Origin of the sequence: Phytohabitans kaempferiae, assembly GCF_042433955.1 — a bacterium.
Classification (GTDB): Bacteria; Actinomycetota; Actinomycetes; order Mycobacteriales; family Micromonosporaceae; genus Phytohabitans; species Phytohabitans kaempferiae.
Genome location: NZ_JBHLUH010000060.1, coordinates 174348 through 191730, shown reverse-complemented (window position 1 = coordinate 191730; position 17383 = coordinate 174348). Strand labels below are relative to the sequence as shown.

Annotated in this window: 16 protein-coding genes; 14 read left to right on the top strand and 2 right to left on the bottom strand. The window is 68.8% G+C overall.

Annotated features, from left to right (window positions below; translation table 11 throughout):
• Positions 1-70: 70 nt before the first annotated feature.
• From ACFFIA_RS28470 to pucG, 13 genes are read left to right on the top strand one after another with little or no spacing between them, the layout of a single operon-like run.
• Positions 71-1081, top strand: coding sequence for a 2,5-dihydroxypyridine 5,6-dioxygenase NicX family protein (locus ACFFIA_RS28470; protein WP_377256255.1), 1011 nt, complete (start codon positions 71-73; stop codon positions 1079-1081).
• Between the two features lie 36 nt (positions 1082-1117).
• Positions 1118-1786 (top strand): GntR family transcriptional regulator, encoded by a 669-nt coding sequence (locus ACFFIA_RS28465; RefSeq protein WP_377256252.1) that lies wholly within the window; start codon positions 1118-1120, stop codon positions 1784-1786.
• 17 nt (positions 1787-1803) lie between these two features.
• Positions 1804-2535 carry a GntR family transcriptional regulator gene (locus tag ACFFIA_RS28460; protein WP_377256250.1) on the top strand — a complete coding sequence of 244 codons (732 nt, stop codon included), beginning with the start codon at positions 1804-1806 and terminating at the stop codon, positions 2533-2535.
• 27 nt (positions 2536-2562) lie between these two features.
• Positions 2563-3822: a metal-dependent hydrolase family protein gene (locus ACFFIA_RS28455; protein WP_377256247.1), complete on the top strand. Its 1260-nt coding sequence runs from the start codon at positions 2563-2565 to the stop codon at positions 3820-3822.
• A 26-nt stretch (positions 3823-3848) separates the two neighbouring features.
• Entirely contained in the window at positions 3849-4592 is a 744-nt protein-coding gene (locus ACFFIA_RS28450) for an aspartate/glutamate racemase family protein (protein WP_377256244.1), read from the top strand.
• A gap of 26 nt (positions 4593-4618) precedes the next feature.
• A complete protein-coding gene (locus ACFFIA_RS28445) occupies positions 4619-5407 on the top strand; it encodes an aspartate/glutamate racemase family protein (RefSeq protein ID WP_377256242.1) in 789 nt (262 codons plus the stop codon).
• Positions 5394-6308 carry a dihydrodipicolinate synthase family protein gene (locus ACFFIA_RS28440; RefSeq protein ID WP_377256240.1) on the top strand — a complete coding sequence of 305 codons (915 nt, stop codon included), beginning with the start codon at positions 5394-5396 and terminating at the stop codon, positions 6306-6308. Before ACFFIA_RS28445 ends, ACFFIA_RS28440 begins: the two co-directional genes overlap by 14 nt.
• A complete protein-coding gene (locus ACFFIA_RS28435) occupies positions 6305-7483 on the top strand; it encodes an NAD(P)/FAD-dependent oxidoreductase (RefSeq protein ID WP_377256237.1) in 1179 nt (392 codons plus the stop codon). The genes ACFFIA_RS28440 and ACFFIA_RS28435 overlap by 4 nt, the downstream gene beginning before the upstream one ends.
• Positions 7480-8790 (top strand): (2Fe-2S)-binding protein, encoded by a 1311-nt coding sequence (locus ACFFIA_RS28430; protein ID WP_377256234.1) that lies wholly within the window; start codon positions 7480-7482, stop codon positions 8788-8790. The genes ACFFIA_RS28435 and ACFFIA_RS28430 overlap by 4 nt, the downstream gene beginning before the upstream one ends.
• Positions 8787-10175: a dihydropyrimidinase gene (hydA, locus tag ACFFIA_RS28425; protein WP_377256231.1), complete on the top strand. Its 1389-nt coding sequence runs from the start codon at positions 8787-8789 to the stop codon at positions 10173-10175. The genes ACFFIA_RS28430 and hydA overlap by 4 nt, the downstream gene beginning before the upstream one ends.
• Before the next feature lie 31 nt (positions 10176-10206).
• On the top strand, positions 10207-11289 hold the full coding sequence (locus ACFFIA_RS28420) for an acetamidase/formamidase family protein (protein ID WP_377256228.1): 1083 nt from the start codon (positions 10207-10209) through the stop codon (positions 11287-11289).
• Positions 11286-12446, top strand: a complete 1161-nt coding sequence (locus ACFFIA_RS28415) for an amidase family protein (RefSeq protein ID WP_377256225.1) — start codon at positions 11286-11288, stop codon at positions 12444-12446. The genes ACFFIA_RS28420 and ACFFIA_RS28415 overlap by 4 nt, the downstream gene beginning before the upstream one ends.
• Positions 12443-13723, top strand: coding sequence for a (S)-ureidoglycine--glyoxylate transaminase (pucG, locus tag ACFFIA_RS28410; RefSeq protein ID WP_512700725.1), 1281 nt, complete (start codon positions 12443-12445; stop codon positions 13721-13723). The genes ACFFIA_RS28415 and pucG overlap by 4 nt, the downstream gene beginning before the upstream one ends.
• A 206-nt stretch (positions 13724-13929) precedes the next feature.
• Here pucG and ACFFIA_RS28405 read toward each other — a convergent pair whose 3' ends face one another.
• Positions 13930-14379, bottom strand: a complete 450-nt coding sequence (locus ACFFIA_RS28405) for a hypothetical protein (protein WP_377256219.1) — start codon at positions 14377-14379, stop codon at positions 13930-13932.
• A 70-nt stretch (positions 14380-14449) separates the two neighbouring features.
• A complete protein-coding gene (locus tag ACFFIA_RS28400) occupies positions 14450-15790 on the bottom strand; it encodes an L-serine ammonia-lyase (protein WP_377256216.1) in 1341 nt (446 codons plus the stop codon).
• Positions 15791-16252: 462 nt separating this feature from the next.
• Between ACFFIA_RS28400 and ACFFIA_RS28395 the strand changes: the two genes are divergently transcribed.
• The gene (locus tag ACFFIA_RS28395) at positions 16253-17383 is read left to right on the top strand and encodes an FAD-dependent monooxygenase (RefSeq protein WP_377256213.1); all 1131 of its coding nucleotides are present in this window, start codon (positions 16253-16255) and stop codon (positions 17381-17383) included.

Here is a 17383-nt window from a genome sequence, read left to right as displayed (position 1 = left end):
GAGAGTACGAGGAGAGCACTCAATGCGCAGAGTCCCCACCAACCCGCACGTTGGCGCTGACCTGACCCCGATGTTCAAGGCCCACCTGGAACTGTGCGGCATCGGCAAGGGCGATTCGGTCCTCGCCTTCACCAACACCAAGTCCAACGAGTCCTACGTGTCCGCTCTGATGGCCGCGAGTGCTTTGGTAGGGGCGGATTTCCTGCAGCTGACCGTGCCCGCCGGGAATGGCTGGATGGAATCCCGTGCCGTGATCGAGGCGTGGAAGTCCTCGACACTCGTCGTGGGCCTGCTCGCGAGCATGGACACCCACTGGATCTACAGCAAGGCGCACACCGAGGCGCTCGCCGCGGGTGCGAAGACCCTGATGATCGAGGAACCCGAGGACATCCTGCTCCGCCTGTTCCCGACCGAGGAGCTGAAGAAGCGCGGGGAGTTCGGCGGAAAGCTGATGAACGAGGCCAAGGAGATCCGGGTCACCTCCGAGGCCGGTACCGATTTGGTGATGTCGAAGCAGGGCCGCAAGGGCAAGAGCCAGTGGGGCTTCAGCGACATACCGGGCCGGTGGGACCACTGGCCGTCCGCGTTCACGTCGTGCTTCCCACTGGACTACACCGCCCAGGGCACGCTCGTCATCGACGCCGGCGACATCATCATTCCGCTGCAGCGCTACGTGCAGTCGCCGATCACATGCGTCATCGAGAGCGGCCGGATCGTCTCGATGACCGGGGAGGGCGCCGACGCCCGGCTGCTGTCCGACTTCTTCCGCCAGGCCGACGATGACCGGGCGTACCTCATCTCCCACATCGGTTGGGGCAACGAGCACCGGGCGAAGTGGGAGACGCTGGGTCTGCGCTTCTGGGAAGGCGGGGGAGTCATGGACTCTGAGGGCTACTACGGAAACATGATGATCGCGTTCGGGGCCAGCGCGGGCGGGCACTCAGATGGCACGAACGAGACCAGCTTTCACTGCGACATCCCGACTCGGAACCACGATTTCTACCTCGATGGGCGGAAGATCGTCTCTCGCGGCGAGTTCACGATTCCGGATTTGGTCGCACCTGGCCGCTCGCTCGCCTGACCAAGGCCAGGTGCTGAGCGGACATAGGAGGTCTCGATGGCGAGGACCGAAGGGGAACGGGTCTACCAGGAACTGCGTGGCCTGATCGTCTCCGGTGAGCTGCGCGGCGGCGAGGTGGTCAACCAGGTCGAGGTGGCCAACCGGCTGGGGACCAGCCGAGCGCTGCTTCACACCGCGGTCGCACGACTCGTGAGCGAGCGGATGCTCACCCCGATGGCGAGTAAAGGGGTACGCGTCACCAAGGTGTCGGTCCGCGACCTGCTTGAGATCAACCAGCTACGTTGGCTGCTCGAAGGGTTCGCCGCGCGGGTGGCGACCGAGCACCTACCCGCCGATGCTCTCGCCGCGCTCCGCCAACAAGTTGACACGCTCAGCGCGGGTGGCAGCTTCGAGCCCGAGGATGTCGAGGCAGTCGACGGCGCGATGCACCGGCTGATCGCACAACACTGCGGCAACGAACGGATGCGAGAGCTGATCCGACAGCTCGACGCGGAGATGTCGATCGCACGTCACGGTGACGTGCGGTCTTCTCCGGCCGCGATGATCGACAGCGTCAGTGCCATCGTCGCCGCCTTCGAGGTACGCGACGCGGACGCTGCCGAACGCGAGCTGCGAGCGCACATCGACATGTTCGCTCACCGGATCGCGGACCTGATCCCGCAGAGCCGCGTCGCGTCGACGGTCTCCGAAGCAGCCGATCATTGATGAGGAGGGGCCGACCATTGAGGACGCCAGCCGAGGACGACCTGGTGATCAGCAACGATCTGGTCGCGGTGCTACCACCGCCGGTGGGTGAGCCGTCCCGCACTGAGGGCGAGCTCGCGTATCAGCGGTTGCGAGCCGCGATCTTGCTTGGTCGCCTCCGTGCTGGTGCCGTGCTCGTGGAGAGCGAGCTGATGGAGCGTCTGGGCGTGGGGCGGACACCGTTGCGGGAGGCGATCCGGCTGCTCGTCCACGACGGACTCGTCGAGGTGATGCCCCGGCGGGGGACGTACGTCGCCGGCGTCGAGGTCGAGAACCACGGCGCCCTGGTCGAAGCACGGCGTGGACTGGAAGGTGTGATCGCCGAGCTGGCCGTGAAGAACGCGACCCGCGCCCAGTGTCAAGCCTTCGACACCTTCGTCAGTAAGGCCGCCGAGGCCGAGGGGGGTGTGGAAACTGATCTCGCGCTCGACACCGAGTTCCACCGCCGAGTCCTCGACATGACAGCCAACCCGTACCTGGCGCCGTTCTACTGGCGGCTGGTCGGCGAGAGCATGCGGATGCTCAACGCCGCCGGCGCCACGTTCGAGCACACCGACGGCCTGTTGCCCACCTTCGAGCGGGTCGCCGACGCGCTGGGCCGCCGGGACGCGGCCGTTCTTCGCGCGGTCCTTGTCGATCACGTCGCCTCCTTCGAGAACCGCCTCCTCGATGCCATCCGGCGCTGGCCCAGCGCATCGCGCCCGCTGTGACACATCAACACCACCAGGAGAAGCCCCATGAACTCGCTCGCCATCATCGGCGTCGACGTTGTCGACTGCACCGGCGCACCGACCCGTGAGCGGCAGGATGTCCTCGTTGAGGATGGCCGGATAACCTCGGTAGCGCCGAGCGGTACCGCCGCGGCGGCGTCCAGCAACTCGGGCATCGTGATCGACGGCGCCGGGCTCACCCTCGTACCTGGCCTGATGGACGCTCACGCCCACGTGGCGCTGCTCGGCAGTGACGGCACCCACGGAGACCTGCCCTGGGCCGAGCACGTCCTGCAGGTCGTCGATGTCATCGGGCGGGCCCTCGACGAGGGATTCACGACGCTGCGCGACGCGTGTGGCACCGAGCCGATCTTCGCCACCCTGGTGGCATCCGGCAGGGTCCGCGGTCCGCGCATCCTGCCGTCGGGCTCAGTGCTGTCCCAGACCGGCGGTCACGGCGATCTTCGGCCGGCCCACCACGGCGGCTCGCGGCCGCCGACGATCCCCGGACTGGTCGCGCGTCCCGAGGTGGTGGACGGGGTCGACGCGGTTATGCGGATGACGCGCGAGCAGCTGCGCCGCGGTGCGACCCAGATCAAGATGTTCGCGGGGGGTGGTGCGTTGTCCCCGACCGACCCCCTGGAGTCCGTGCAGTTCACTGTGGACGAGATTCGCGCCGCCGTGACCGTGGCGCGCAGCTGGGGTACCTATGTTCACACCCACTGCCACACGAAACCGACGATGCACAACGCCCTGGACGCCGGGGTGCGATGTATCGAGCACGGGACGGACATGGACGAGGAGACCGCCGACCGGATCGTAGCCGAAGGTGTGTTTGTCGTCCCGACTCTCTCGGTGTCGCACGACCTCCTCCAGGCGCGGGAAGCCGCCGGGATCACGCCCGCCCAGATCGCCAAGCTTGAGTCGATGCAGGGCCGCCGGGACGAGGGCATGCGGGTGATGGTCGAGCGCGGGGTCAAGATGGCGTCCGGCTCCGACATCGTCGGCCCGGTCCAGGACCGCCGCGGCCGCGAGCTCACCTACAAGGCGGCCGTCATCGGCAATGAGCGCGCTCTGGTGGCCGCCACTCGCACGACCGCCGAACTGATCGGACGTGCCGACGATCTCGGCACCGTCGAGATCGGCAAGATCGCCGATTTGGTGCTGACCGACGGCAATCCGCTCGACGACATCGAGGCACTCGCCGACCCCGTTCGGATCCAGTACGTCGTCCAGGGCGGCCGGGTCGTGCGCGACCAGCGTTCGGCGACGGCGACCGCTGCCTGAACCGTTCCACCGACAGGAGACTGAGCATGACCGAGCACCAGTCCGACTCGGCTCGGACAAACGTCCACGTCATCGTCCCGCTGCACTCCGGCAACCGCACCAGCGACACCGCGCCGTTCGAGCGTGACGACCTCGCCGTCGACATCGTGCACATCAACGAGAACGGCCCGACCACGCTCGAATGCGCCTACAACGTGGCCAGGGTCGAGCAGGAGGTGGTCGACCTCGCGATGGCCGCCGAGCGTGCTGGCGCCGACGCCGTGGTCACCGACTGCATGCGAGATGTCGCGATCGCGACGGCACGCGAGATGGTCAGCATCCCGGTCCTGGGTCCGGCTCAGACCAGCATGCACCTGGCAGCCATGCTCGGACGCCGCTTCAGCGTGCTGGTAACCCTGCCGCGCAGCATCGAGGTCGTCGAAGACCAGGTCATGCTGCACGGGCTGAAGGACTCGTTCGCGTCCGCCCGCGCGGTCAACATCGGCGTCGAGCATCTTCATGACGACGACGAGCTGTTGGTGAAGCGACTCACCGAGGAGGCCAAAGCCGCCGTCGTCGAGGACGGCGCCCACGTCGTGATCCTCGGATGTACGGCGATGGACGGCATCGGGCGGAAGGTGCGGGACGGCCTGGCCGCGCTCGGGCACCCCGGCATCCCGGTCATCGAGCCGCTGCAAGCCACGATCCGCATGGGGCAGATCCTGCATGAGCTGGGGCTCAGCCATAGCCGGCGTACCTATCCGGACGCGACGTCCTACCTCGGCCGATGAGCACCCGCGTCCGGATCATCGTCCCGTTGCGCTCGACCTGGGACGGCGACGCGACCGTGATCAGTTCGACTGGCGGACTGCGGCTTGAGGTCGACCGGTTGGCCGACGTGCCGCGGTCGCTCGAGGCGGCGTATGACGTGGCGCGAGTGGAGCGTCAGGTCGTCGACCGGGTCGTCGCCGCACGTGACGAGGGCGTGGACGCGGTGGTGGTGCGCTGCATGCGCGATGTCGGCGTGCAGGCCGCCCGGGAGATCGTCGAAATCCCCGTCGTTGGTCCGGCCCAGGCGTCGTTCCAGGTGGCGTGCATGCTCGGACGCCGCTTCAGCGTGCTGGTGACCCTGCCGCGCAGCATCGAGGTCGTCGAGGACCAGATCAGAAAGTGGGGCCTGCGGCACCGGTTCGCTTCGGCCCGCGCGCTCGACGTGCCGGTCCAGCGGCTCCACGACGACGAGGACCTTCTGCTGGATCGGATGGCCGAGCAGGCCCAGGCCGCGGTTGAGCACGACGGCGCCCACGTCGTCGTCCTCGGCTGCACCGCCATGCAAGGTGCCGGGACAACCGTCGAGCAACGCCTCGCCGAGGCAGGCCAGGCCGGCGTCCCCGCTGTCGAGCCGTTATCCCTCTCGGTTCGTCTGGCGGGCGTACTCGCCCAGCTTGGCCTGTCCGGCTCGTCACGCACCCACCCCGCGGCGGCCGAGTTCATCCGACAGGCCCAGTGGCCCCGCTCGGAGTGGGCCTCTCTACCCCCACTACCGGAGGACCCATCCACCCACCAATTCCTCAACGTCGAAAGGACTGCCAGTGATCCCCGCTGATCAGTGGCGCGGCTACTGGCCTGCCGCCACCACCCCGTTCGCGCAGGACGGACGCCTCGACCTCACCATGTGGCGCGAGCAACTCGACCTGTACCAGGAGCTGGGCGTGCACGGCGTCCTGGTCAACGGCTCGTCGGGGGAGTGGTATGCCCAAACCTCGCAGGAGCGTCGCGACGTCGCCCGGGTGGCGTGTGAACACGTCAACGGAGTCTTTCCCGTCGTGGTGGGCGTCACCGGATTCACCCCGGATGCCGTGATCGATCTCGGTCGAGCGGCACTGGCCGACGGTGCCGACGGCATCCTGTTCACGCCGCCGCCGTACGCCCGCCCGACCGAGGACGAGATCTACCACTTCTACCGCGAGGTCGCCGAGGCCGTCGACGGGCCGATCATGGTCTACAACTGGCCGCGAGGCACCGCGGTGAACATGTCCACCGACCTGATCGAGCGACTCGTCGCCCTGCCACAGGTGGTGGCGGTCAAGGACAGCACCCCGAAGTACGGCGAGCACCTCGACACGCTCGCGCGACTCGGCTCCCGGTCGGTCTTCTTCGCCAACTACATCACTCGCCTCGGCATCGGCGTGATGGACCAGCTCGGTGGCCAGGGCAGCATCGAGGGCGGGGCGCTGGCCGCCCAGCACGGCGTGCCGTTCTTCGAGGCCTACTGGAAGGGAGAGATCGACGTCGCGCGCGTGCACGCAGACCGGTACGACGCGCAGCAGTCCGACATGATCGGCTACGACTTCGTCGGTCTCCACGGCTCACAGATCTCCCAGATCAAAGCCGCGATGCGGATGCTCGGTCAGCCCGGCGGCTGGCCACGCCGTCCGTTGCGCGACCTCGACGAGCACGCCGTGGCGAGTCTCCGCACGGTGCTGGAGCGGCACGGCCTGCTGTGACCGCAACCTCCGTCCTCATCATCGGCGCCGGCATCGTCGGCTGCTCGGCCGCGTACTATCTGGCGCCCGAGGCCGACGTGCTCGTCCTCGACCCGATGGGACTCGCAACACAGGCATCCACCCAGACCGCGGCCAACCTCCATTTCCAGCTGAGCTACACAGCGCTGAAGGACGGCGAAGAGGAGTTCCGCCGGCACGCCCGGATCATCGAACTCAACGACGATGCCGATCGGCGCTGGACGGCGCTGGCGTCCGAGACCGACGGCCGGGTGAAGGTGGTCAACTTCGGCGGGATCGTCGTTGCCGAGTCCGACGACGACGTCGACATCCTCCGGCGGAAGGTCGAGTTGGAACGTGCCGCGGGCTTCACGACTCAGTTCGTCGACCGGGCCGACCTCGCCGACCTGGTCCCCGAGGTCGCATCTGGCGTGCGCGGGGCGTCATGGCATGCCCGCGAGGGGTACGTCGACGCGAAGACCGCCTGCTACGAACTGGCCCGCGCCGCCCGCGAGCGGGGAGCCCGGTTCGACCTGACCAGCGCCGTGACCGGGCTGCGCCGCAGCGGCGGACGGTGGCGGGTGGACACCGATCCGGGCGATGGCGTGGACGCCGACGTCGTGCTTGTCGCGGCCGGCGCCTGGACCGAGCGCGTCCTGCGCCCGATCACCACGGTGCCCATCGAGGTCAGCGGCCTGACCATGTCGGTCACCGAAGCGGGAAGTCGACGGGTGGAGCACCTCATCATGCATACCTCCCGGCCCCTGTCCGTCAAGCAGGTCTCCTCCGGCAACGTGATGATCGGTGGCGGTCGCCCGGCCCGGGTCGTCCGTGTGGAGGGCCCGCTCGGCTGGCGTACGGAGCCCATGCGCGCCAGCCTGCGGGCGGGCATGGAGGACGCCGTACGGGTGGTGCCCGGCGTTGCCGGGCTGCGCATCGTCCGGTCCTGGCAAGGCCTGCTCGGAACTCCCGCCGATGAGATCCCGGTCATCGGCGAAGTACCCGGCCAGCCCGGCCTGATCGTCTCGGTGGCTGGTCACACCGGCTACACTCTCGGCCCGACGTGTGGCTGGGCGGCAGCCCGCCTGGCACTCGGTCAGGACCCTGGCGTCGATCTCACGCCCTTTTCCCCTGGTCGCTTCGGCGCTGTCGGAGTCGCGGCGGGAGGTGCGCGGTGAGTGCGCCGGCGGCTGGTGACGTACAAACGGACCGCACGGTAGACGTGGTCGTGGTCGGCCATGACGAAGCAGCCTTCGCTGCGGTGGACGAGCTGCGCCGCCGCGGTGCCGAGGTGGTTCTCGCCGACGACCGCCAGGTCCAGGTCTGGGCGGTGACACCTCTGGACGAGGGCGACCCCGACAGCACGGGTGACCGCGACCGGGTGGGCATGGTGGTGGACCTTGCCGTGGACGGACTGCCGTCAAACACGATCGGTTGTCGCGCTGTGGTCTCCGCGCTCTCGGAGTACGGCACGATACCGCTCGTCCCGGGCGGCGAGCACGCGGATGAGCCGGGGGAGCCGCTCGACGACGACGTGCTTCTCGTCGGTGGCCATCTCGGAGCCACGGAGGAGGCACTGCGCCACGGGACGCCGCGCGAGGTGTGGCTTCCGTTCGGTCGTGCGGCGCTGCTCCGACATCTGCTCCGGGCGCCCGCACTGCTGCGGATCGGCGCCCTCCCGGCGGTCCGGCTGCTGGTGACGCTCCGTCGGCGCGGCGTGCGTGTCCGTTTCGGGACGGCGCTGGCCGCGCTTGAGCGGGCCGGCGACGCCCTGCGCGCGCATCCTCGCGGTGTCGGCGTGGATGGTGCGCTGACGGTGCGCCGGGTGATCGTCGCCGACTCGCGGATCCCGCCGTCGGAGCTCGCTCGCAGCGTCGGCGCCCGATCCACGTGGGACGCTGTGCTCGGCGGCTGGGTGGTCGTCAATGACGCCCCTCTGCTATCTGTCGTGGCGGCTGGAGCCGCAGCCGGGGTCCGGGGACCGGCTGGCCTCGCGGCGCACGGTGTGCTCGTCGCGGACGAGATTGCCGCGCTGATCGGCCTGGGCGGCGGCCCCGCCTCCGGACGACGCACCGCACTCCGCAGGGCTGTCAGACGGGGGCGGCAGCTCGCCCGTTGGCAGGCCGGCATCGCCGGACGCACGCCGCTGCCTGGCGCCGGCGCCAGCGCGGACACCATCGTGTGCGCGTGTGAGGGGGTAACCCTCGGCGATCTCGAGGCGATCGTGCCGTTGCTGCCGGACCCGCCGACGCCGCGGGACGTCAAGTCCGTGACCCGTGCCGGCATGGGGCTGTGCCAGGGCCGGCGCTGTGCGGCTGCGGTGACGGCCTGGGCACAGCGGTGCGGGCGGGTCTCGACCGATGTACTCGATGCGGGGCTGCGCCCGCGTCTTCCCCTGGCGCCGCTCGTGCTGCGCCCGCCGGCACCGTCTCGCGCGCACTCGGCAGACGCAGAACCACCAGGCAACGACAGGAGCTTTGAATGACTCGCACGCTCTTCACTGGCGGCACCGTCGCCAGCGCGACCGGCAGCCTCCGAGCCGATGTGCTGGTGATCGACGAGACCGTCGCGGCGGTCGGCGATCTGTCCCAACTGGCCGCGACCATGGACATGGACATCGTCGACGTCAGCGGCCGCCTCCTGCTGCCCGGCGGTGTCGACGTGCACACCCACCTCGACTCCGGACTGAATGGACCAAGGACCGCCGACGACTTCGAGAGCGGCACCATCGCCGCGGCAGCGGGTGGCACGACCACGTTGGTCGACTTCGCGGCCCAGGCACCAGGGCTGGGGCTGATGGACTCGCTCGCCGCGCACGCGGACAAGGCGCGTGGGAAGGCGGTGGTCGACTACGGGTTCCACATGTGCGTGAGTGACCTGTACGACGGCGCGATGGCCGACTTCGCGGACGTGGTCGCCAGTGGCGTCACGAGCTTCAAGGTGTTCATGGCCTATCGGGGAACCCTGATGCTCAACGACGGTCAGCTGTTCGACGTCCTCCGCAGGGCCGGCAGCCTCGGTGCCCAGGTGTGCGTGCACGCCGAGAACGGCGACGTCATCGACCGGTTGGCGGCCGACCTCGTGGCGTCCGGCACGACCGGCCCACGCGGCCACCTGCTCTCCCGTCCCCCGAAGACCGAGGTCGAGGCGGTTCACCGAGCGATCGCGATCGCCGACATGGCGTCGGCACCGATCTACTTCGTGCACGTCTCGACAGCGGGCGCAGTCGAGGCGGTCGCGGCTGCCCGGCGCAACGGCGGCGCGGTCGCCGCCGAGACCTGCACCCACTACCTCACCCTCGACCCCGAGATGTACGACGCCCCGGGTTTCGAGGGCGGCAAGGTAGTGCTCACGCCGCCGTTGCGTAGCGAGGAGCATCGCAACGCGCTCTGGGAAGGGTTGGGGCTCGGTGACCTCAGCGTCGTCAGCTCGGACCATTGCCCGTATTGCCTGGTCGACAAGGAACGCTACGGCAAAGACGACTTCCGTCAGATCCCGAACGGCGGTCCCGGCGTCGAGCACCGGCTCCCGGTGTTGTATGGGCAGGGGGTCGCGACCGGCAGGCTGGGTATCGAGCGGTTCGTCGAACTCACCGCGACCGCGCCGGCAAAGCAGTTCGGTTTGTATCCGCGCAAGGGCGTGATCGCAGCCGGTAGCGACGCGGACCTCGTGGTGCTGAACCCCAACGGCGAGATCCGAATCAGTGCCGACACCCAACACCAGCGCATCGACTACACGCCCTGGGAAGGGTGGGTCTTGCCGGGGCGAATCACGCAGGTGTGGAGCAGGGGCGAGCTAATCGTCGAGGACGGCAGGTACGTCGGTGCACCAGGCCGCGGTCGATTCCTCGCCAGGTCCACCGTCTCCTGAAACGTCTGCTCGGCTGCGAAAGGTCCATGCCATGAATGTCACCGACGGCCCTCCCATCCTGCAGCCGGGCGCCGGTCCGATCAGGGCGGCGACCTACCTACCGGCCACGCCCGACCTCGTGCTGTGGGGTCGCCTCCCGTGCGCGACTGACGCGCCGGTGCTGCGGATCGACCCCGGCGCCGAGGTGACCGTCGACACGCTCAGCCACGAGGGGATCCTCGAGGACCAAGGCCGCGATCCGAAGGCGTTCTTCGGGCGGTATGGCGTCAGCGAGGTACTCGACGACGCGATCGCGCTCGCGGGCAGCGCCGCCGCGCACGAGTTCGGCGTCGACGGCCCACATGTGGTGTCGCGGTCGATCGAGGTGCACGGCGCGCGAGTCGGCGACCTGCTGTCGATGACCGTGATTGATACGACGCCGCGCGTGCCGTACGGCGTGATCTCGAACCGCCACCGCAAGGGCGCGCTACCCGGCGAGTACCCACTCGGCGACGCGCCCACCTACAGCGCGTACGCCACAGTCGACGCGGACGGCCGCCACGGTCGGCTGCCGCTGGTCGAAGGCGGGGAACCGCGGGTCCGGTTCCCGCTCGCACCGTTCCTTGGCGTGATGGGGGTCGCGGTGCCCAGCGCCGAACGGCCGAACTCCGTGCCGCCGGGTCGGCACGGCGGCAATCTCGACATCGCCCTCCTCACCGCCGGCAGCACCCTCTACCTACCGGTACAGGTCGCCGGGGCACTCGCCTATGTCGGCGACCCGCACTTCGCACAGGGGGACGGGGAGGTCGCCTTGACCGCCATGGAGGCGAGCCTGCGGGTCACTGTCCGGTTCGACGTGGTCGCACGCGAGGAGGCGCTGCGGCGCTTCGGGCAACTTGTCGGGCCGCTGGCGGAGACGACGGAGTACCTGATCCCGACCGGCCTCGACGAGGATCTCGACAAAGCGGTGCAGGACTGCGTACGCGCCGCGATCGCCCTGCTCCAGGCAAGGTTCGGAATGGACCCCCAGTTGGCCTACGCCTACCTTTCCGCCGCCACCGACTTCCGGATCTCCCAGGTCGTCGACGTGGTGAAGGGCGTGCACGCCACGATTCGCAAGGCAGACTTCGCATGAGCAATGGACCCGCGACCACGCCGGAGTCCGTCAGAACGGTGTGGCGAGTCATCGGCGACCCCTTGGTACCGGCCACCGGAGCCGGACCCCTCACCGGCCATACCGTCGCGGTCAAGGATCTTTACGCCGTCGCCGGGGAGCGGGTCGGCGCGGGCAACCCGGCTTGGCTTGCCGCCGCCCGTACCGAGCCGGAGCATGCCGACGTCGTTCACCGACTGCTCGACGCCGGTGCCGCCGTCCGCGGTATCGCCCACACCGACGAGTTCGCCTACTCGCTCGCTGGGACCAACGCCCACTACGGCACCCCGCCGAATTTCGCGGCGCCGGGCCGAATCCCCGGCGGATCCTCCAGCGGCAGCGCGAGCGCCGTCGCTGGAGGACAAGCCACAATCGGGCTCGGCACCGATACCGGCGGCTCGATCCGCGTGCCAGCCGCCTACCAGGGCTGCTTCGGGATTCGCACGACGCACGGTGTCGTCGACAGAACCGGGCTGCTGCCGCTCGCGTCTGACTTCGACGCCATCGGCTGGCTGACCCGGTCGGCGGAGGTCCTCCAGGCCGTCGGCGAGGTGCTGCTGCCAGCAGACGGCCCGGGCGGCACCGCCAACCTCGTCGTCGTACCCCCACTGCTGGCGCTCGCCGAACCGGAGATAGCGGCGGCGGTCGGCGCCTGGCTACGCGTGCGGGGGGCGGCAACGGAACAGTGGCCACTGACCGAGATCGACGACTGGCGACGGGCCTTCCAGACCTGGCAGGCATATCAGGCCTGGCAGCGTCACGGTGGCTGGCTGGCCTCCCGACTCAACACCCTCGGCAACGACGTACGGAGAAGGTTCCAGCACGCAGCCACCATCGACGCCACTACGGCGGCATCCGCTCGCCGAGCGGCCGATGCCGCCCGCCGTACGATCCGTGACCTGGTCGGCGACCGAGTGCTTGCGCTCCCGAGCGTGTCCTCCGTCGCCCCGCCGGTCGGCGACGGGCTTCATTCGGTCCGTGACGCCACGATGCGGCTCACCTGTCTCGCCGGGCTCGGCGGCCTCCCGGCGGTCAGCCTGCCGCTGCGGACCGAGTCGGGTTTCCCGACCGGCGTCTGCCTCGTCGCCGCGACCGGCCGCGACAGAGATCTATTCGATCTCGCTGTGAACCTGGCATGAACCACACCGCGACAGGCTGCGGACGACATCCTCTTCCCGCTCAGGAGAAGCACGTGAGGATTCCAGAACCTATCAACCCGCCCCCACGCTTGCTCATGGGACCTGGGCCGATCACCGCGGACCCACGGGTGCTGCGCGCCATGGCGGCGCCGCTCGTGGGGCAGTTCGACCCGGCGATGACCCACGCCATGAGCGAAACGATGGCCCTGTACCGCTCGGTTTTCTGTACGTCGAACGAGCAGACGTTCCTGGTCGACGGCACGTCCCGGGCCGGCATCGAGGCGTCGCTGGTTTCACTGATCGAGCCGGGCGACCGGGTGCTGGTGCCGGTCTTCGGTCGGTTCGGCCATCTCCTTGTCGAGATCGCCAAGCGCTGCGCGGCCGAGATCCACACCATCGAGGTGCCCTGGGGCGAGGTGTTCGAGCCCGAGGTGATCGAGGCCGCCGTCGCACGAGTCCGACCGAAGGTGCTCGCGGTGGTCCACGGCGACACGGCGACCACCATGTGCCAGCCGATGTCCGACCTCGGCGAGATCTGCCGGCGGTACGACGCCATCTTCTACTGCGACGCCACCGCGACACTCGGCGGCAACTCGCTACCCACCGACGCATGGGGGGTAGACGTCGTCACCGCCGGCCTCCAGAAGTGCCTCGGCGGCCCGTCCGGAAGCGCGCCGATCACGATTTCGCCCCGGGCGGTCGCGGTAATCGACGACCGCAAGCACATCGAGGAAGGCATCCGCGACGCCGACGACGTCGAACGCGGCACCCCGATCGCATCGAACTACCTCGACCTCGCGCAGATCATGGACTACTGGGGACCGCGCCGGCTCAACCACCACACCGAGGCCACATCGATGCTCTACGCCGCCCGCGAGTGCGCCCGGCTGCTGGTCGAGGAGGGCATCGGGCGCGCGGTCGCCCGCCACGAACTTCACGGCCGGGCGATGCTCGCCGGCGTCACAGGGCTCGGGCTGGACGTGTTCGGCGACGTCGAGCACAAGATGAACAACGTCGTCGCCGTGCGGATACCCGACGGTGTGCCGGACGACAAGGCTCGGGCGGCAATGCTTGCCGACTTCGGGATCGAGATCGGCACCTCGTTCGGTCCGTTGGCCGGGCGAGTGTGGCGGATCGGAACGATGGGCTACAACGCCCGGACTGATGCGGTCCTTGTCACCCTCGCCGCGCTGGAGCAGGTGCTGCGCGGCTACGGCGTTTCGGTGACGGCGGGCGGTGGGGTCGCGGCCGCGAAGGAGGTGTACGCCGACGCGTGACACCGCAACCAGCGGCCTCGGGCGTAACACCGCAACCGGGCGGCCTCGGGCAGGCACGGCACAGCCGAGATGCACACGCTCATCGTCGGCCACGCGCTCGCCGGCCACCGCGCCTACCGGTAGCGTTACGCCGGGTCGCCGGGATCCACGTGCGGGCGAGGGCCCCGCCCCGGCCCGCACGTCGCCCAGCAACTGCGCCAAGTGGCTCACAAGGCTGGTCGGTGCCGGTGGTCGACCTGTTCGTTCGGCTCGAGAACAACGTGGGGGCGCGACATCTCGCCACGTCCGTTCGATTCGGCCGGGAGTTCGACGTCGCTCGGCGACTCCTCGCTGATCAGCTCGATGATGTAGTGCGTCACTGGATGGTCCTCGAGGTTGAGGAGGCGGTGCGGCTTCAGCGCGTTCCCGCGACCGACGGTTTTGAAAAAGGCGAAGTTCTTCTGCGCCTCCTGGACATGTACCCAGTCTTCCTCGTCGATGTCGTGGGCTCGGGCCCGGCCGGCTTGAGGCCACAGAATCAGGTGGTCGTGTTGGTGGGCGTGAAAGAAGATCGCCTCGCCCGGGCCCAGGTTCATGGCCCAGACACGCACTCGGTCGTTCGCGAAGACAAGCTCGTCGCCGGGGTCGGTGGACATGGTGTCGTCGGTGATGCTCATGGTGTCCTCTCTTGTCGGTGTATCAGGTCACGCCTGGGTGGTCGGGTTGACTCAGGCACGCAACGCCCGGTCAGCAGTCGGGTACGTTTACCGCGAGACCGCCAGTGGACGTCTCCTTGTACTTGCTGTGCATGTCGAGTCCGGTCTGTCGCATGGTTGCGATCGCATGGTCGAGGAACACGCGGTGCGTCCCGTCGCCGTACAGTGCGATCCGCGATGCGGTCACTGCTTTTACGGCCGCTACCGCGTTGCGTTCGATACACGGGATCTGCACCAGTCCGGCGATCGGATCGCAGGTGAGGCCAAGGTTGTGTTCGATGCCGATCTCGGCGGCGTTTTCCACCTGCGCCGGGGTGCCTCCGAATGTCTCGGTGACTGCGCCGGCCGCCATCGCGCAGGCGGAGCCGACCTCACCTTGGCAACCGACCTCGGCGCCGGAGACCGACGCGCCCTTCTTGAACAGGACCGCGATGCCTGCGGCGCACAGCAGGAACCGTACGACGGCATCGTCGTGCTCGGCTGGCTCCAGGTGCAGCAGTGCCCAGTAGAGGACTGCGGGGACGATCCCGGCGGCTCCGTTGGTCGGAGCGGTCACGACTCGCCCACCTGCGGCGTTCTCCTCGTTCACCGCCATCGCGGCGGCAGCGAGCCAGTCGGTCGAGCGGGCCGCTTCCGGACCACGGGAAGAGAGTTGTTTGTAGAGGATCGGCGCCCGTCGCTTGGTGCGCAGTCCTCCGGGGAGGGCGCCCGCGGTGCGGAATCCCCGTTCGATGGATTGGGACATCGCGGCCCAGATGGCGAGGAGGTCGCGGCGAACCTCCTGGGGTTCGCGGCGTGAGCACTCGTTGCGCCACATCACCTCGCTGATCGAGATGCCGTGCTCTCGGCAGCGGGCGAGTAATTCGAAGGCGGTGCGGAACTCAAGAGGCACGGGGAGATCTGAACCGCTCACCTCCCCGTCCCGCTCGACGAAGCCGCCGCCGACCGAATAGTAGGTGCGTCGCAGAAGTAGCTGTCCGCCGATGCCGTGGGCGGAGTACTCGAGCGCGTTCGGGTGGCGCGGGAGGCGATCACCTGGGCAGAGGTCGATGACGACCGCGCCGGCGTACAGGGGGAACTCGCCACCGAGCAGGACGCCACCAGCTTCGGTTTTCGCCGCCACCAGGGCGGGATCGACAGTCTCGGGGCGGTGGCCCTCGAGCCCCGCCAGCACTGCGCCTGGCGTCCCGTGGCCGGTGCCTGTGGCGCCGAGGGAGCCGAGCAGCCGCACATGGAGGCGGTGGACCGCTGCGAGCCCTGCGCTTGCACGCAGTTCGTCGACGAACATCCGTGACGCGCGCATCGGCCCGACCGTGTGGGAACTCGACGGGCCGATACCGATCGAGAACAGATCGAAGGCGCTGAGAGTCATGACGCCGACTCCACGAGCGCTGATTCGGCCGGTGCCGGAGCAGCGCCTGAAGGCGGGCTGGTTGGGACCGCTCGGGCGTGCGCCTCTCCCATCGCCACGGCGGCGGCCACGCCGCCGCCAGCCACCAACAGCCCCACCACCTCGACATGGATTAGCAGGAGGACGGCGCCGGCTGCGGCACCGACGAGAATCAGGACGGCGGTAGGTGCTCGGCGCCGGCTGCGTTCAACGGCCACGCGTGCGAGGGCAGGGGAGCGGTGAGGGGCCGAGGGGCGGGAACCCATCCAGGAACTCCTTCGGCAGATTTCTAACTACATCCAATCTAGCTCGGATAGGATGCTATCAGTTCTCGGGTGCGAGAACCCGAGTGTGCCGGCATCAGGTGAGACGAACGAGGAGTGGCATGGCCCGATATGGGACGCGGCGACGTCAATGCGGCGATTCGTGCGAGGAGCGTGTGGGGTGAAGGTTCTCGTGTCCGGCGCGAGCATGGCCGGCCTTTCGGCCGCCTACTGGTTCTCCCGTCACGGTGCTGATGTCACTGTGGTGGAGTTGTGCGACGGGCTGCGGCGCGGTGGCGCCCCGATAGACGTCCGAGGTGAGGCGCTCGGCACCGCCGCCCGGATGGGCATCCTGGATGCCGCCCGGCAACAGATCGTGCCGCCGACCGAGCCGGGTACCGTACTCGACTCGGACGGCCGGCCCGTCGCGACCATCGATCTCACCTGGTTCGCCAACGAGACCGCCGACGACATCGAGATCACTCGTGATCGGCTCAACGACCTGCTCTTCGCGGCCGCGCAACCGAACGCGGACTTCCGCTTCGGCGTGTCGATCGCGCAGATGGCCGACGAAGCCGCCGTCGAGGTGCGGTTCACAGACGGATACAAGGAGACGTTCGACCTGGTCGTCGGCGCGGATGGACTGCACTCGTCGACCCGACGGATGACCTTCGGTGCCGAGTCCGCCTTCCTCGTGCATCAGGGCTTCTACGTGGCACTGGCCAACCTCAATCCGGACGAGTCCTGGCAACAGGCCATGTACAGCGTTCCGGGCCTCATGGCGGCGGTGCGTGACGTGGGCGACGGGCCGCTCGCCTACATCCTGGTGCGTAGCGACGAGATCGACTACGACTACCGCAACCTCGACCAGCAGCGCCGTATCGTGACTGACTTCCTCGACCGCGGTGGAGCCTGGGAGCTGCCGCGGCTGCGTGAGGCGTTCGCCGATGACCAGACCGAGGGCTTCTACTTTGACTCGCTCGCGCAGATTCGCATGCCGCGATGGACACGAGGCAGAGTCGCGCTGATCGGCGACGCGGCGCACTGCGCGTCATTGCTGTCGGGCATGGGCACCAGCCTCGCGCTGACCGCCGCCGAGTACCTGGCTGAGGAGGTCGCGCGCACCCCCGGCAGCCTCCCGGCTGCCTACGAGCGCTACGAGAAACGGCAGCGTCCCCTCGTCGACAAGGCGCAGGAGAGCGTCGCTGAGCACGGCGAGATGATGGTGCCCGGCTCCGACGAAGAGCTGGAACGGCGCAACGACCTGCTGCGCCAGCTCGCCGCTCAGCACGCATCACCCACCCGGCCCTAG

What these genes read in the sequence shown, in the direction of transcription:
- ACFFIA_RS28415 (WP_377256225.1), top strand. Translation starts at nt 11,286, where the DNA reads ATGAGCAATGGACCCGCGACCACGCCGGAGTCCGTCAGAACGGTGTGG.
- ACFFIA_RS28400 (WP_377256216.1), bottom strand. Translation starts at nt 15,790, where the DNA reads ATGACTCTCAGCGCCTTCGATCTGTTCTCGATCGGTATCGGCCCGTCG.
- pucG (WP_512700725.1), top strand. Translation starts at nt 12,443, where the DNA reads ATGAACCACACCGCGACAGGCTGCGGACGACATCCTCTTCCCGCTCAG.
- ACFFIA_RS28465 (WP_377256252.1), top strand. Translation starts at nt 1,118, where the DNA reads ATGGCGAGGACCGAAGGGGAACGGGTCTACCAGGAACTGCGTGGCCTG.
- ACFFIA_RS28405 (WP_377256219.1), bottom strand. Translation starts at nt 14,379, where the DNA reads ATGAGCATCACCGACGACACCATGTCCACCGACCCCGGCGACGAGCTT.
- ACFFIA_RS28455 (WP_377256247.1), top strand. Translation starts at nt 2,563, where the DNA reads ATGAACTCGCTCGCCATCATCGGCGTCGACGTTGTCGACTGCACCGGC.
- hydA (WP_377256231.1), top strand. Translation starts at nt 8,787, where the DNA reads ATGACTCGCACGCTCTTCACTGGCGGCACCGTCGCCAGCGCGACCGGC.
- ACFFIA_RS28450 (WP_377256244.1), top strand. Translation starts at nt 3,849, where the DNA reads ATGACCGAGCACCAGTCCGACTCGGCTCGGACAAACGTCCACGTCATC.
- ACFFIA_RS28470 (WP_377256255.1), top strand. Translation starts at nt 71, where the DNA reads ATGTTCAAGGCCCACCTGGAACTGTGCGGCATCGGCAAGGGCGATTCG.
- ACFFIA_RS28420 (WP_377256228.1), top strand. Translation starts at nt 10,207, where the DNA reads ATGAATGTCACCGACGGCCCTCCCATCCTGCAGCCGGGCGCCGGTCCG.